The organism is Rhizobium sp. RU35A (assembly GCF_900156005.1).
In the GTDB taxonomy this organism is placed as follows: domain Bacteria; phylum Pseudomonadota; class Alphaproteobacteria; order Rhizobiales; family Rhizobiaceae; genus Neorhizobium; species Neorhizobium straminoryzae.
On the sequence record NZ_FTMR01000004.1, the window covers coordinates 213,974 to 228,836 of the forward strand.

The window sequence follows — 14,863 nt, forward strand, 5'->3', positions numbered from 1 at the left end:
ATGGCGGATGCGTTATACCTTGTCATCGCCACTCCGGCCGATGCTGAAAGGATGATTTCATGAGATCGATGTCCGATACGCTGGCGCGGCTGGCCAGGCTGCAGGCGCTGCAACACGAGCCGGCACCGTCCAATGCGCCACTGGTCGAACTGGACGGTTTCGGCTCCAATCCGGGCCGCCTTCAGGCGCGCCTGCATGTCCCGCAGACTGTGGCGAAGCATCCGGCCCTGGTGGTGGTACTGCATGGATGCACGCAGACCGCTGCCACCTATGACGACGGCACAGGCTGGTCCCGTCTTGCCGACGACCATGGCTTTGTCGTGCTCTACCCGCAGCAGACTCGGCAGAACAATCCCCATACCTGCTTCAACTGGTTCGTGCCGGGCAATATCCGCCGGGGAGCGGGTGAAGCCCTGTCGATCCGTCAGATGATCGACGCCGTGGTGAAGCGACATGCCATCGATGAGACCCGCATCTTCATCACGGGGCTGTCGGCCGGGGGCGCCATGGCCAACGTGATGCTGGCAACCTATCCCGAGGTGTTTGCTGCCGGCGCCATCATCGCCGGCCTGCCCTACGGGATTGCCGGAACCGCGTCCGAGGCTTTCGACCGCATGCGCGGCCATGGTCTTCCGGATGCCGCACGGCTTCAGGCCATTCTCCGCGCCGCCTCCTCCCATCAGGGGCCGTGGCCAAGGATCAGCGTCTGGCAGGGCGCGCGCGACACAACCGTCGTCCCGGCCAATGCCGATGCGATCGTGACCCAATGGCAGGGTGTCCATAGCATCGACGGCGCAATGGCGCGCCATGAAGCGGGCGACGGCTACACTGTCACCTCCTGGATGGACGCCAAGGGTCATGTGGCAGTAGAACATGTTGCTTTGGCCGACCTTGCCCACGGCACGCCGATCGATGCGGCAGACGGCTATGGCAAAAGCGGTCCCTACATTCTCGATGCCAGGCTATCCTCCACCATGCAGATGGCGCGCGCCTGGGGCCTCATCCCTTCAAACGAAAGATACGGCCTGCGGCCGCGCCGCACAGCATCCCTCGCGAAAGAACCGGACAATGTTCACAAGGACGATGGCCCAAAGAGCATTCAGCACGTCATCGAATCCGCCCTGCGCTCCGCCGGCCTGATGAAGTGAGGGTGCAAGCGGCGACCGCCCGGATCCGACCGCCGGACATCAGGCGCGATCGGCCCGTCACGACGCCGCCCCACCTGCCCCTCGCTCGCGGCGCAATAGCGCGTGTGGATTTGGCAAGTGTGACCAACTTGCACAGATTTCTGGCGAAATGCCCCCAAAAAGTGCGGGGCCTTTGCAAAATTTCTTAGAAAAGTGGCATAAGCTTCGCGCCAGTGCAAAACTTTAGCCTCAAACCCGCCGCATCGCTTTCGTCAGGACAACATCTTGAGACTATACAGTCCCAACGCGTAGCCCTAGAAGCGAGGCCTCGCCGTTCCGGCAAGTGCGTATCATGGCAAGGCCGAAGTTCGCAGCGTAAATGACAGCAGGATAGGGATGATGAACGAAGCAGCGACCCACAGGCGCGGCGTCGCGCGAGGCGTGACGGTGGCCGCAGACAGCACCATGTTGCCGATCCTCTACGGCGCCGGCGCTCCTGCCACCGCACGCCCCGGAGAGCGGTTGTCCGATCTTTTCGCGGATCGGGCCCTCAACCATGCAGACCTGACTGCCGTCATGGAACCGGGCCGGACCTGGACCTATCGAGCCATGGATGACGAAGCGAACCGATTCGCGCGTCTTCTGGTCGAGCGTGGCGTGAAACCCGGCGACCGCGTTGCCCTCCTGCTGGACAGGTCCGCACAGACCTACATCGCAATCCTTGCGGTGATGAAGGCAGGCGCCGCCTTCGTGCCGCTCGCCCCGGCCTTTCCCGAGGAGCGGATGTCTCTCATCATCGAGGATGCCGGCGTCAGCCTGGTGATCACGATCGAGGACTATGCGACCCGCGCGGCTGCGCTTTCCGTTCCGCATCTGGTCATAGGAGCCGGCGGAGAGGACGTCTCCACCCATCCCGCAGAGCCGCTCCAGATCACCGTTTCGGACGAGGATCTCTGTTATATCCTCTATACGTCCGGCACCACCGGGCGGCCGAAGGGCGTGGCGGTGCGGCATCAGAGCATCTGCAACTTCGTGCGCGTTGCCGCCGAATCCTACGGCTATCGCCCCGGCGACCGGGTCTACCAGGGCATGACGATTGCCTTTGATTTCTCCACCGAGGAAATCTGGGTGCCCTTTGCAGCGGGCGCGACGGTCGTTCCGTCGCCGGGCCGCATGACGCTGGTGGGCGAAGAACTGGCGGAGTTCCTGCGTGAAAACGCCATCACCTGCATGGCCTGCTCCCCCACGCTTTTGTCCTCGATCGACAGCGAAGTGCCGAGCCTGCGCACCATTCTTGTCGGTGGTGAGGCCTGTCCGTACAATCTGGTGACGCGCTGGTCGCGTCCGGGCCGTCAGATCCTGAACACATACGGACCGACCGAGGCCACGGTGACGGCCACCATGGGGCGGCTGAGTCCCGACCGGCCGGTGACGATCGGGGCGCCCCTGCCCACCTATTCCATTGTCATCCTCGATCCGGATGCGCCGCAGTTGATGACCGGCGGCGACCTCGGCGAAATCGGCATCGCCGGTATCGGGGTGGCGGTCGGCTACCTGAACCGGCAGGATCTGACCGAGCAGAAGTTCATCCCCGATTTCATCGGCCTGCCCAATAACCCGTCGCGGCGCATCTACCGCACGGGTGACCTCGGGCGTATCAATGCCGATGGCGAGGTGGAGTATCACGGCCGCATCGACACGCAGGTAAAGATCCGCGGCTATCGCGTCGAGCTCGGGGAAATCGAGGCAATCCTGCTCGATCAGCCCGAGATCGCCCAGGCGGCGGTGACGACCTGGGAGATCGAACCCGGTCGTGTGGAGCTGGTTGGATATTACGCACTCAAGGCCGGACAGGCATCGCTGTCGCGCGTCGATCTCGCCCGCGAGCTTCGCCGCCGGCTGCCAGACTACATGGTGCCGTCCTTCCTGGAAGAGCTTCCGGCCCTGCCGATGACGGTGTCGGACAAGATCGACACGCGTCGCCTGCCGAAGCCAACGAGCCTTCGGCTGACCTCCGAGCGGCAGCATGTTGCGCCGTCAAGCGGCGATGAGCGCGCCATCGTGGACGTTCTGAGCGACGTACTGAAGATCGATGACATCTCTGTCGAGGACCATTTCTTTGACGATCTCGGTGCCAACTCGCTTCTGATGGCCCGCTTCTGTGCGCGGCTGCGCATGCGCAGCGATTGGGCCACCACCTCCATGCGCGACATCTACCTGCATCCGACGGTGGCAGGGCTTGCCCGCCACCTGAGAGGACCGGAAGAAGACAAGCCAGCGGTCGAGGAGCCGCTGCTCACGCACCGTGCGTCGAATTTTGCCTATTGGGCCTGTGGCGCGGCGCAGCTCGCCTTCTACGGTCTCTACAGCTATTTCGATCTCTGGGCGCTGAACTACGGCCTCAACTGGGTCTATGCGAAGCTTGACCATCCACTGCAGCTTTACGTGCGCTGCGCCATCCTGTCCGCAGCCGCCTTCTTCGGGATGTCCGCCTTTGCCATTCTCATGAAATGGCTGCTGGTCGGTCGCTGGAAGGCGGAAAGCTTTCCGATCTGGGGGCTGCGTTACTATCGCTTCTGGGTGGTCAAGACGCTGATCCGCACCGCACCCGTCGTGCTGTTCCGGGGTAGCCCGCTCTACAGCCTCTATCTGCGCCTGCTCGGCGCGCGGCTTGGCCGCAGCACCACCATCGAATGTCGGGCGATCCCCGTCTGCACCGACCTGATTACGATTGGCGAGAATTCGATCCTGCGCAAGGAATCCATCGTGCTCGGCTACCGCGCCGAGGCAGGCTACATCCATACCGGTCCGATTGCCATCGGCCGCGATGCCTTTGTCGGCGTCGGCTGCGTCATCGATATCGACACCTCGATCGGCGATCGCGCCCAGCTCGGCCATGCCTCCTCCCTGCAGCGCGGCCAGCATATTCCCGATGATGCGCACTGGCACGGCTCGCCGGCCGTTGCGACGACCGCGGACTATTGCAAGGTTCCCGTCGTCACGCTCTCCAAGGCCCGCCGAATCCTGTACGAAGCGGTGCAGATCTTCACGCTGTTTGCCCTGGTCACCCCTTTCCCGCTGCTGTTCCACAGCTATTGGCAAAATGTGAGCGACGACTATCAGGAGACGATCGGCATCGTCGCGATCGGCACGACGATCAGCCTGTTCGGTCTCATCATCGGCCTGCTGTTTGCCGCGCTGGTCCTGCCACGCCTCTTCGGATTTGTCCTGAAGCCAGGCCGTACCTACCGGCTCTACGGTTTCCATTTCTGGCTGCAGTCGATCGTCGAAGTGGCCACGAACATCCGCCTGCTCAACGTGATGTTCGGCGACAGTTCCGCCATCGTGCACTACATCCGCGCGCTCGGCTGGAACCTCAACACGGTGGTCCAGACGGGATCGAATTTCGGCAGTAACCAGCAGCAGGACAACCCGCTGTGCTGCGAGATCGGCACGGGCACCATGGTGTCCGACGGACTGTACATGATCAACGTCCACAAGTCGGCCTCCGCCTTCCGGCTGGAGCACACGAAGGTGGGCGAGCGGAACTATTTCGGCAACAACATCTTCTATCCGCCGGATGGCCGCACCGGCGACAATGTTCTTCTCGGGACCAAGGTGATGGTACCCGTCGACGGTCCGGTGCGCGAGAATGTCGGCCTGCTCGGCTCGCCGCCGTTCGAGATCCCCCGCATGGTCAAGCGTGACAAGGAACTGATCCAGGGCGTCAGCGAGGAAGAGCGCCGCGCGCGCCTGCCGCTCAAGAACCGGCACAATTTCGTCACCGCCCTGATGTTCCTCGCAGTGCAATGGGTCATGCTGTTCGTGACGCTCGCCATCTGGGATCGCGCGCTGAACTACTATACGGAATGGGGACACACGGCGCTGTTCGTGGCGGTGCTGCTTACCGCCGGCGTGGCCATTCCTTTCTACATTCTGATGGAATGGGCGAGCCTTCGCTTCCGCAAGCTGCAGCCGCAGATGACGACCATCTACGACAAGACCTTCTGGAGCCACGAGCGCCACTGGAAGGTGGCGGATTCTCCGATCGTGCGCCTGTTCCCGGGGACGCCGTTCAAGCCGATGATCCTGCGCGCACTCGGAGTGAAAGTCGGAAAGCGTGTCTTCGATGACGGCTCGAACCTCACCGAACGCTCTCTGGTCGAAATCGGCGATGATGTGACACTGAACGAGGGCTGCGTCATCCAGGCGCACTCGCTGGAAGAAGGCGCGTTCAAGTCCGACCATATCCGCATCGGCAATGGCTGCACCTTAAGCCCTGCCGCCTTCGTCCATTACGGCGTCGTGATGGGCGATGGCTCGGTGGCGGATGTCGACAGCTTCATCATGAAGGGGGAGATCCTGGAGCCCAACTCGATCTGGCGCGGCAACCCCGCAAAGCTGCACGGCTTCGTGCGACCGGTTTCGACGCCGTGATCAAGGAGGCGGGCGAGGCGGCCTTGCATGAGGCAATGCAGGGCCTCACCTTGCCCTGCATTCGTCTGGGCTGTCGCCGCATCCGCGCTGGCGACGCCGGTCTTCTCCTGCCGGAGGAGACAGCAACGATTGCCGCACGCCAACCGTCTGCCCGGCAGGCCAGTGGCGCGGCACGGGCACTTGCGCGCCATCTGATGGAAGAGGAAGGGCTGGAAGCCGGCGCGATCATCCGGTCTGCTGCAGGATCCCCCGTCTGGCCTGCGGGCGTGACCGGTTCGCTCGCCCACGATGACGAGATGGCGGTTGCCGTCATTGCCCGAAGGTCGGCTGTCCTGTCGGTCGGCATCGATGTCGAACCCGCCGCCCCCTTGCCGGACGATGTCGTCGCCCTCGTCCAAACGGCAGCCGATGTCGTGACCGGCACAGCTCGGAATCTCGCCACCCGCCTTCTCTTCAGCGCGAAGGAAGCGGTCTACAAGGCCTGCTATCCGCTGCACGAAACCATTCTGGATTATCCCGATATCCGTATCGACCTCGCGCGGGGCGAAGCCATCACCATCACAGGCTTCCGGGCGGGCCTGAGGTTCTGCCTGTCGCCCCGCATCGTCGTTCTCGCAGTCGCCTTCGACCCTGCGTGAAGCATCGCGGACCGGCGGCGGCGCGCGGCGCATTGGACGGAACACCGTCCTTGCCTCATAAACGCGCGGGCCGGCGAACGTGACGGTTCGTCGGCCCGCATCGGTTCAGCCGTCAGGCGTCAGTTCTTCACGGTATCTTCCAGGAAGAAGCGGCCGAGCGGGTTCTGGTAGAAGTTGGTGACGTTCTTGCGCATCACGTTGATATAGGGGCTGTAGTAGAGGTCGATCCAGTTGACATCGGCCTTGGCCATTTTCTGCAGGTCGACATACATGGCCTCGCGCTTGGCCGGGTCGGTTTCCAGACGGGCGGCGGCGACAAGATCCTTCACCTTGTCGTTCTTGTAGCGCGTCATGTAGTTCAGGTTGGTATCATGACCCAGCACGAAAGTGGTCTTCTGGTCGGGGTCGAGAATGTCGTTCGTCCAGTACATCACCGAGATGTCGTAATCGCCGGTGATCAGCATGTCCCAACTCTGGCTCGGATCGACTTTTTGCAGATTGGCCGTGACGCCGGCCTTGGCGAGCTGCTGCTGGATCAGAACGGCAATCTGTTCATCCGTTTCCTTTCCGGCATTGACGACATAGTTCAGCGTGAGACCCTCGGCACCGGCGGCCTTCAGCAGCTGCTTGGCCTTTTCCGGATCATAGGGGCGCTGGAGGTTGTCGGCATAATGATAGAGCGCGCCCTTGGGAATGTAGGAGTTGGCCACTTCACCAATGCCAAAGGTGGCAGCCTCGACGATCGCCTTCTTGTCGATGGCGAGATCGAGCGCCTCACGCACGTCCTTCCTGGCAAGCGCGCCATGCTCATGGTTGATCAGCATGTGGTCCTCGCGCGTCGAGGGGTCCATGCGCACCGTCAGGTCCGGGTTCTTCTTCATTTCGGCAACGCGCGAGAAGGGAACGGTGATCGCAACGTCGATCTGCCCGGTCTGGACGTTCAGCATCCGCGTATTGTCGTCCGGAATGACGATCCATTCGACGCCGTCGAGGCTGACATGGCCGGCATCCCAGTAGTTGGGGTTCTTCTTGAGGATGATGCGGTCGCCACGGCGCCATTCGGCAACGGTGAAGGCGCCGGAACCGACCGGCTTTTCGGCAAAGGCGTCCACATTGGCCTCGACCACCTTCTTCGGCAGCACCGACGCATTCGGCAACGCCATCATCGAGATGAAGGGAACCGACTTGCCCTTCAGCTTGACGACGAGCGTCTTGTCATCGGAGGCCGTCGCCGTGTCGATGATCTTGAAGCTGTCGGACCAGAGTGACCCCTTGTCATCGCGGATACGGGTCAGCGAGAAGGCGGCATCGCCGGCCGTTACCGGACTGCCATCGGAGAATTTCGCGTCACGCAGCTTGAACGTATAGGTCAGGCCGTCGTCGGAGACGGTCCAGCTTTCGGCAAGGCCCGGCACCAGCTTGGTGCCGGAGGCATCGACACGGACCAGAACGTCGAAGACGTTGGAGAAGACCCAGTTGTCGACGTTCTGGGCCGACTTGATGGGATCGAAGGTGGTGGAATCCTCGTTGCGGCCGATGGTCAGCACACCCGTAGCATCCGCATAGGAGGCCGAAAGGGACAGGATGGCCGCAAGGGCAGCGATTTTGGCTTTCTTCATCGTGAACTGCATGGATCGATCCTCTGGTGGTTGTTTTATGGGGTGGAACGGCCCGAAAGCGGCCTGTCGGGGTCGATATCGGGAATGGCGTCGATCAGGCCCGCGGTATAGGCCTCACGCGGATGCGCGAACACGTCTTCGGACAGGCCTTCCTCAACGATGCGGCCGTGATGCATGACGATGACCCGCCGGCAGAGCGAGCGAACCACCGGCAGGTCGTGGGCGATGAACACCAGCGTCAGGTCCATGGTCGCAACCAGCTTGCGGAACAGGGCGACGATCTGCGCCTGAATGGTGACGTCGAGGGCGGCAATGCATTCATCGGCCACGATGACGCGGGGATCGATGGCAAGCGCGCGGGCGATGCCGGCGCGCTGGCACTGGCCGCCGCTCATCGTGCGCGGCTTGCGCTGCGCAAAGCTGCGGTCAAGTTCCACAAGATCGAGAAGCTCGCCCACCCGCTCCTGTATCTGGGCAGCCGGGATCTTCTTCTGCACACTGAGGACTTCCGCCAGCGTTTCGCCAATCGTCATGCGCGGATTGAGCGAATTGTAGGGGTCCTGGAACACCATCGCAGCCTGTGTCCGGAGCGCGCGCAGCGCCTCCGCCCGCTGCAGACCAAGGCTCGCGCCATCGAAACTGACATGGCCGGAGGAGGCCGGCGTCAGGCCGAGCATCGCCCGCGCCAGCGTGGATTTGCCAGAGCCGCTTTCGCCGACAATACCGACCGTCTCGCCAGGCCAGATCTGAAGCGATACGCCTTCCACGGCGCTAAAATTGCGGCGTTTCGAGAAGAGACCGCCACCCGCAGGGAAGCGCACGGCGAGATCATCGATCTCGATCAGCGGCCTGCCGGCCCCCTGTCGTGCCTCACCGGAATGAGCAACTGCAAGGCCTGCATCCAGCTTCGCTGGCATGGAGGGATGGCTGGCAATCAGCGTCCGCGTATAGTCCGCCTGCGGGTCCTTCAGAATCTGCCGCTTCGCGCCCGTTTCGACGATCCGGCCATGGCGCATCACGGCAATGCGGTCGCAGGTCTGGGCGACGACGCCGAGATCATGCGTCACAAGGATGAGCGAGAGACCGCGTCTGGTCCTCAGATCCAGCAGCAGATGCAGGATCTGCGCCTGAATGGTGACATCGAGCGCCGTCGTCGGCTCGTCGGCAATCAGGATTTCCGGATTGCAGGCCAGTGCGATGGCAATCATCGCCCTCTGTCGCATGCCGCCCGAAAACTCGTGCGCATAGCTTGAAAACTGACGAGGCGGATCGGTGAAGCCCACCTGCTCCATGATGTCGAGCGCGAGCGATTTTGCCGCCTCGCGCGAAAGCCCCTGATGAAAGCGGATGCCTTCCACAATCTGGTCGCCGATGCGCATCACCGGATCGAGGTGGCTGGTCGGGTTCTGGAAGATCATGCCGATGCGCGCGCCGCGGATCGCCTGCAGGGCCGTCTCATTGGCGCCGGCAATCTCCTGCCCGCCAAGCAGGATCGACCCGGCTGTGCGACGTATGGCGGTCGATGGCATCAGACCGACCAGCGTGCGGCAGAGCAGGCTCTTGCCGGAACCGCTTTCGCCGACGAGGCCCAGCACCTCGCCGCGACCAATCTCGATCGACACGCTGTCGAGCAGGGTCCGCAGGCCCTCCGGGGCGTCGACGGCGACCGAGAGATCACGGACGGCAAGAAGCGGTGTTGCGGGAGACAAGGTCGTCGTCATCCGTTCACTCCCAGCCACTTCGCAAGACCATCGCCGAGAAGGGAAAAGCCGAAGGCGAGGACCACGATCGACAGGCCTGGAAACAGCGTGATCCACCAGGCCTGCGTGACAAAACCCTGTCCCTCCGCCACCATCACCCCCCATTCGGCGGTTGGCGGCTGGACGCCGAGACCGAGATAGCTAATCGCGGCACCGGACAGCAGCACCAGCACCACATCCGACATGGAAAACACGATCGAGCCGGCCACCGCATTGGGCAGCAGATGGCGAAAGAGGATGCGTGCCTTCGAAAAGCCGAGGCTTTCGGCGGCCATCGCATAATCGCTGTTCTTCAGGACAAGGATCTGCGCGCGGATCAGCCGCGCATAGGACACCCAGCCGACCAGCGCCATCGCGATGTAGAAACTGCCAAGGCCCGGCCCGAGGATGGCAATGATCGACAGCATCAGGACAAGAAAGGGGAAGGCGAGGATGACGTCGATCAGCCGCATCAGCACTGCGTCGACGAGACCGCCCAGGAAGCCGGAAATGGCGCCGACGACCGTTCCGATCGCAAAGGGAAAGGCGACGCCGATCAGCGCCATCTGCAGATCGATGCGCGCCGCATGGATGACGCGCGAAAGGATGTCGCGACCAAAATTGTCGGTGCCGAACGGATGGGCGAGGCTTGGGGCTTTCAGTCGCGCCGCCGCATCCTGAAAGATCGGATCATAGGGCGCAACAAGCGGAGCCAGCAGCGCCATCAGCACGAAGACGCCGAAGATGGTGAGCCCGGCATAAAGCGTTGCGTTACGTGACCTGACCATGGCGCCGCTCACAGCTTCACCCGCGGATCTGCGGCGACGGTTGCGATGTCGGCGAGGAAGTTGACGAAGACGGTGGCGCAGGCAAAAACCATCGCAACGCCCTGAACGACCATGTAATCGCGCGAGAAGATGGCGCGGACGAGCAGTTGCCCCATGCCGGGCAATGCAAACACGCTCTCCACCACCACTGTTCCACCAATCAGCCAGCCGATGTTGACGGCGAGCAGGTTGATCGTCGGCACCACGGCATTCGGCACCACATGGCGCCAGAAGACGATGCCTTCCGGCATGCCGCGGGCGCGGGCGGCCGTCGCCACATCCGATGTCAGCCAGTCGATCATGGCGGCCCGCAGCGAGCGCATCAGCACGGTGGAGAGCGACAGCGCGATGGTGAGCGACGGCAGCACGAGATGGACAAGCTTTTCGCTCAGCGTGTTGCCATAGCCGGAGACGGGCAGAAGCGGGATGCTGACCGAAAACAGCAGGATCAGCATCAAAGCGAGCCAGAATGAGGGAAAGCCGATGCCGAAGGTGGAGATGATGCGCACCGCGTGATCCACGGCATGGCCTTCGTTGCGCGCGGCAACGGCGGCCAGCGGAACGGCAATCAGAACCGACAGGAGAACGGACGAGAAGACCAGCGCCAGCGTCGGCTCGATGCGGGTCGAAATCAGCTGCAGCACATCGATCCGGAAGGTGATCGAGCGCCCCATCTCGCCCTGCAGCAGGTTTTTGACGAAATAGAAATATTGCTGCCAGATCGGCTGGTCGAGGCCGAATTGCGCGCGAATGTTGGCGATCGCCTCCGGCGTCGCTTTCGTCCCCAGCAGCACACGGGCAGGATCACCGGGAATCAGGCGGACAAGCACGAAGGTGATGATGGAAACGCCGAGGATCACCGGCAGGAACTGCAGGGGTCTCGTCAGGATGAAGCGGTAGCGATGCAGCATCAGCCCGTCACGCTCTCAAGGAAGGAAAGCAGCGGCGGGTAATAGCCCTCCGGGTTTTCATAAAAGGGCATGTGGCTGGCATTGCGTACGACATTGACGCGCGCACCTTCGGGCAGGGCGTTCTTCATGCGCAGCGCGCAGGCCGGTGTCAGTTCGTCGTGCTCGCCGACGACGATCAGCACGGGCGCGGAAATATTCGGGAGGTCCGGAATGCGGTTCCAGGTCTTCAGGTTGCCGGTGTAGAGAAACTCGTTCGGCCCCTGCATGGTCATGTACGGCCCCATGTTCCAGTCCGCGAGCGAGCGCCTGACCGGGGCCGGCCACTCCGGCAGGCGGCAGACATGGCGGTAATTCAAGAGCGTGATCGCAGCCAGATATTCGGGATGGTCGTAGGTGCCGGCCGCCTCGTGCGCCTGCATCATGGCCACCGTCTCGGGTCCGAGTGCGGCGCGCAGGCGCTCGAGTTCACTGACGAGATGGGGCATGTCGGCGACGGTATCGGCGAGAATGAGGCTCTTGACCGCCTCCGGGTGGGTCAGCGCATAGTCGATGGCCAGCCATCCGCCCCAGGAATGTCCGAGGAGGTGAACCGGCCCGAGCCCCAGCGCCTGGCGCACCGCTTCCGTCTCGGCCACATAGCGTTCGATGGTCCACAGACGTGCATCGTCAGGCCGCTCCGAGGCGCCGGTACCCAGCTGGTCGAAGGCCACGACGCGAAAGCCGCGCTCGGCCAGACAGGAATGCGCCTCACGCAGATAATCACAGGGAAGCCCAGGTCCGCCATTCAGGCAGAACAGCGTTTCCGGTCCGGAGCCGAAGACATAGGCCACGACGCGAAAACCGTGGATCGTCAGCTCCAGCCTCTCGTCCGGCTCGATTTCGCGCCACATGATATATCTTCGCTCCTGCACAACATTTATGCAGGCTTATTTCTAAAGCAAATGAGGCTCTACACCAGCTATCAGAAGTGATAGGGTGAAGATCCCTGACGCGATGCCGGGCGACGGACCCGGCGCAGGGCGGCGAGAGGTTGGCATGGACATGATCGGCATCGAAGAACGGTTTGCAGCGGCCGGGAGCCTGTCCGGCCAGATCGACGAGCTTTTCGTGGCCATGCAGGATTACGGGTTCGATACGCTGATCTACGACTATACGCCGGGCCGCTATGATCTCAGCGGTCAGCTGATGATCCCGACCGTGCTGGAGCTGCGCAATGTCGATGAGACGATGCGCGATTACTGGTGCAGCCGCGGCTATTTCCGGCATGACCCGGTGCAGCATGCAGCGCTCGGCACCACCGCGCCCTTCTTCTGGAACTATGACCCGAAGGCGCAGACGCTGATTCACGCCTTCATGAACGAGGACTCGGCGCCGGTGGCCGAGTTCCTCTGGGCGCGCGGGCTGACGGCGGGCGTGACGGTGCCGATTCACCTGCCGGGTGGCGACTATGCCACCGTGACCGGCATTCGCGCCGGCGATCCCGCGCGGCTGGAGCGCGACGCCCGCCAGTGTCTTGGCGATTTCAGCCTGGTTGCCCATCTCTTCCAGCGGGCGGCGGCACGTCGCATTGCCCGCGAACAAACGCTTTCCGGCCTGCCACGCCTGACGACACGCGAGCGCGAGTGCCTGCGTTATTCAGCCGAAGGCTATTCCGCCAAGGAAATTTCCCGTCTCATCGATCGCTCCGTACCAACCGTGGTGATGCATCTGAATGCGGCGACCCGCAAGCTTGGCGCACGAAACCGCACCCAGGCGGTGGCACGCGCAGCGCATCTGCGGATGTTCGACCAGCCGCGCGGCTGACCCTTCACACCCTATCAGTTGTGATAGCTGCCGCGCCGACAGAGGCCAGCCTATGGTGGGCTCCGAAGATGTCCCAATCCAAGGAGCACAGAGTGCAGTCCGTCGAAACGCGTGAAGGTTTCCTGCCATTTCGCGAGTACCAGACCTGGTATCGCATCACCGGCACCCTCGAGAGCGACCGCCTGCCGCTCGTCGTCGCGCATGGCGGGCCTGGCTGCACGCATGACTATGTCGACAGCTTCAAGGGTATTGCCGGGCTCGATGGACGCGCCGTGATCCACTACGACCAGCTCGGCAACGGCAAATCCACCCATCTGCCGGACAAGGGACCGGACTTCTGGACCGTCTCGCTGTTCCTTGAGGAGCTGGACGCCCTGCTCGCCCATCTCGGCATTTCCGACCGCTATGCCTTCCTCGGCCAATCCTGGGGTGGCATGCTGGGGGCCGAACATGCGGTGCGCCAGCCCGCCGGCCTGAAGGCGCTTGTCATCGCCAATTCGCCGGCGAACATGCACACCTGGGTGACGGAAGCCAATCGCCTGCGGCGTGACCTTCCCGCAGATGTGCAGGCGACGCTGCTCGCCCATGAGGAGGCCGGCACCCTGACCCATCCCGATTATATCGCGGCCTCCCGCGTGTTCTACGACCGGCATGTCTGCCGCGTAACACCCTGGCCAGAGGATGTGGCCCGCACCTTCGCCGCCATGGACGAGGACAACACCGTCTATCGCAACATGAACGGCCCGACGGAATTCCACGTGATCGGCACAATGAAGGACTGGACCATCGAGGACCGGCTCCACAAGATCAAAGCGCCCACGCTTCTGATTTCAGGCGCCCATGACGAGGCAACGCCGGAGGTGGTGCGCCCCTATCGGGAGCGTGTTCCCGATATCCGCTGGGTGCTGTTCGAACAATCCAGCCACATGCCGCATGTGGAGGAAAAGGAACTGTGCCTGAAGACGGTCTCAGCGTTCCTGCGCGAGCAGGATTGAGACGGCAGAGCCTGATCTCTATCCGGCGTCTTCGGGAGAAGCAGGCGTCGTCGCCTGTATCTCCCGCTGCGGCCATCGCAGCAAGGCCTCCCGGCCGGCAGTCGTCAGGCCGTAGACGCCCCGGTCGAGGCGCTCGAACCAGCCATAGACATTGGCAAGCAGGATCTTGCCGGCGTCCGGGGCGCTGGACCTGATCTCGCGCACGCGCAAGGGGCCGGCCTCCAGTGCCGCCGCGCAGGAAAGAGCCTGCTGACGATATGCCGTCATCAGCGGTGCGCGGGTGCTTCCGCCAACGGCGGGGTCGCCGCGCCGCCGCTGATGTTCCCGCATGAGGCGCGAGCGCCGCTTGCGATCGGCGCGCGGCATTGGCGAGATGGAGCCGACGATGACGGAGACCTCTCCGCCGTCAGACACGCCGAGCATTCCGATCCCGAGCCTGCGACAGAGATCGCGGTAGCGTTTGTCGGCCTCGCGCCCCCTGCCCTTCGCCGAGATGCGCGCCGCGATCCAGACCTCGTCGGCGACCGCCGCCCGATCGACGGCCTGCAGGATGAGTTCCAGATTGAATGTCAACTTCAGTTCGCAGACCACCGCGACGGGCGGATCCTCGTCGCTCAGCCCCACGAGATCGCAGCCGCCGACTTCGCCCTTGACACTGTAGCCAGCCGCTTCGAGGAAGCTTTTGACGGGAAGATAGAGGGAGGTTTCCATGGGCCTGCCGGTTTCATGCTGGACGCGAAACACCTTCCTAGATCAATCCGGCCGAT

The 14,863-nt window shown here is 63.1% G+C and carries 11 protein-coding genes; 5 read left to right on the forward strand and 6 right to left on the reverse strand.

The window, feature by feature from the left end; all coding sequences use genetic code 11:
- Positions 1–59: 59 nt before the first annotated feature.
- The 3 genes from F3H95_RS11570 to F3H95_RS11580 all read left to right on the forward strand — a co-directional run bounded on the left by F3H95_RS11570 (position 60) and on the right by F3H95_RS11580 (position 6,202).
- Positions 60–1,148, forward strand: coding sequence for a PHB depolymerase family esterase (locus F3H95_RS11570; protein ID WP_149746075.1), 1,089 nt, complete (start codon positions 60–62; stop codon positions 1,146–1,148).
- Between the two features lie 444 nt (positions 1,149–1,592).
- Positions 1,593–5,564: a Pls/PosA family non-ribosomal peptide synthetase gene (locus F3H95_RS11575; RefSeq protein ID WP_244617998.1), complete on the forward strand. Its 3,972-nt coding sequence runs from the start codon at positions 1,593–1,595 to the stop codon at positions 5,562–5,564.
- Positions 5,561–6,202 (forward strand): 4'-phosphopantetheinyl transferase superfamily protein, encoded by a 642-nt coding sequence (locus tag F3H95_RS11580; RefSeq protein ID WP_244617988.1) that lies wholly within the window; start codon positions 5,561–5,563, stop codon positions 6,200–6,202. The genes F3H95_RS11575 and F3H95_RS11580 overlap by 4 nt, the downstream gene beginning before the upstream one ends.
- A 119-nt stretch (positions 6,203–6,321) precedes the next feature.
- Here F3H95_RS11580 and F3H95_RS11585 read toward each other — a convergent pair whose 3' ends face one another.
- The 5 genes from F3H95_RS11585 to F3H95_RS11605 are packed head-to-tail and all read right to left on the reverse strand — an operon-like array spanning position 6,322 to position 12,188.
- Positions 6,322–7,833 (reverse strand): ABC transporter substrate-binding protein, encoded by a 1,512-nt coding sequence (locus F3H95_RS11585; protein WP_149746077.1) that lies wholly within the window; start codon positions 7,831–7,833, stop codon positions 6,322–6,324.
- Between the two features lie 23 nt (positions 7,834–7,856).
- Entirely contained in the window at positions 7,857–9,542 is a 1,686-nt protein-coding gene (locus tag F3H95_RS11590) for an ABC transporter ATP-binding protein (RefSeq protein WP_149746078.1), read from the reverse strand.
- The gene (locus F3H95_RS11595; protein WP_149746079.1) at positions 9,539–10,348 is read right to left on the reverse strand and encodes an ABC transporter permease; all 810 of its coding nucleotides are present in this window, start codon (positions 10,346–10,348) and stop codon (positions 9,539–9,541) included. The genes F3H95_RS11590 and F3H95_RS11595 overlap by 4 nt, the downstream gene beginning before the upstream one ends.
- Positions 10,349–10,356: 8 nt before the next feature.
- A complete protein-coding gene (locus tag F3H95_RS11600; protein ID WP_149746223.1) occupies positions 10,357–11,295 on the reverse strand; it encodes an ABC transporter permease in 939 nt (312 codons plus the stop codon).
- A 2-nt stretch (positions 11,296–11,297) separates the two neighbouring features.
- Positions 11,298–12,188 (reverse strand): proline iminopeptidase-family hydrolase, encoded by an 891-nt coding sequence (locus tag F3H95_RS11605; protein ID WP_142881133.1) that lies wholly within the window; start codon positions 12,186–12,188, stop codon positions 11,298–11,300.
- A gap of 145 nt (positions 12,189–12,333) precedes the next feature.
- On the opposite strand from F3H95_RS11605, the gene F3H95_RS11610 reads away from it, so the two are divergent.
- Both F3H95_RS11610 and F3H95_RS11615 read left to right on the forward strand, forming a co-directional pair.
- Complete coding sequence (locus F3H95_RS11610) at positions 12,334–13,101, forward strand: LuxR family transcriptional regulator (protein WP_188134365.1); 768 nt, start codon at positions 12,334–12,336, stop codon at positions 13,099–13,101.
- A gap of 68 nt (positions 13,102–13,169) precedes the next feature.
- A complete protein-coding gene (locus F3H95_RS11615) occupies positions 13,170–14,096 on the forward strand; it encodes a proline iminopeptidase-family hydrolase (RefSeq protein WP_188134366.1) in 927 nt (308 codons plus the stop codon).
- 18 nt (positions 14,097–14,114) lie between these two features.
- Here the strand turns inward: F3H95_RS11615 and F3H95_RS11620 are convergent, their stop codons facing one another.
- Positions 14,115–14,807 (reverse strand): DUF2161 domain-containing phosphodiesterase, encoded by a 693-nt coding sequence (locus F3H95_RS11620; protein ID WP_149746081.1) that lies wholly within the window; start codon positions 14,805–14,807, stop codon positions 14,115–14,117.
- Between the last annotated feature and the right edge of the window lie 56 nt (positions 14,808–14,863).

Excerpts from the sequence above, each read along its gene's own strand:
- F3H95_RS11570 (WP_149746075.1), top strand. The coding sequence starts at position 60 with ATGAGATCGATGTCCGATACGCTGGCGCGGCTGGCCAGGCTGCAGGCG.
- F3H95_RS11575 (WP_244617998.1), top strand. The coding sequence starts at position 1,593 with ATGTTGCCGATCCTCTACGGCGCCGGCGCTCCTGCCACCGCACGCCCC.
- F3H95_RS11585 (WP_149746077.1), bottom strand. The coding sequence starts at position 7,833 with ATGCAGTTCACGATGAAGAAAGCCAAAATCGCTGCCCTTGCGGCCATC.
- F3H95_RS11590 (WP_149746078.1), bottom strand. The coding sequence starts at position 9,542 with ATGACGACGACCTTGTCTCCCGCAACACCGCTTCTTGCCGTCCGTGAT.
- F3H95_RS11595 (WP_149746079.1), bottom strand. The coding sequence starts at position 10,348 with ATGGTCAGGTCACGTAACGCAACGCTTTATGCCGGGCTCACCATCTTC.
- F3H95_RS11605 (WP_142881133.1), bottom strand. The coding sequence starts at position 12,188 with ATGTGGCGCGAAATCGAGCCGGACGAGAGGCTGGAGCTGACGATCCAC.
- F3H95_RS11610 (WP_188134365.1), top strand. The coding sequence starts at position 12,334 with ATGGACATGATCGGCATCGAAGAACGGTTTGCAGCGGCCGGGAGCCTG.
- F3H95_RS11615 (WP_188134366.1), top strand. The coding sequence starts at position 13,170 with ATGTCCCAATCCAAGGAGCACAGAGTGCAGTCCGTCGAAACGCGTGAA.
- F3H95_RS11620 (WP_149746081.1), bottom strand. The coding sequence starts at position 14,807 with ATGGAAACCTCCCTCTATCTTCCCGTCAAAAGCTTCCTCGAAGCGGCT.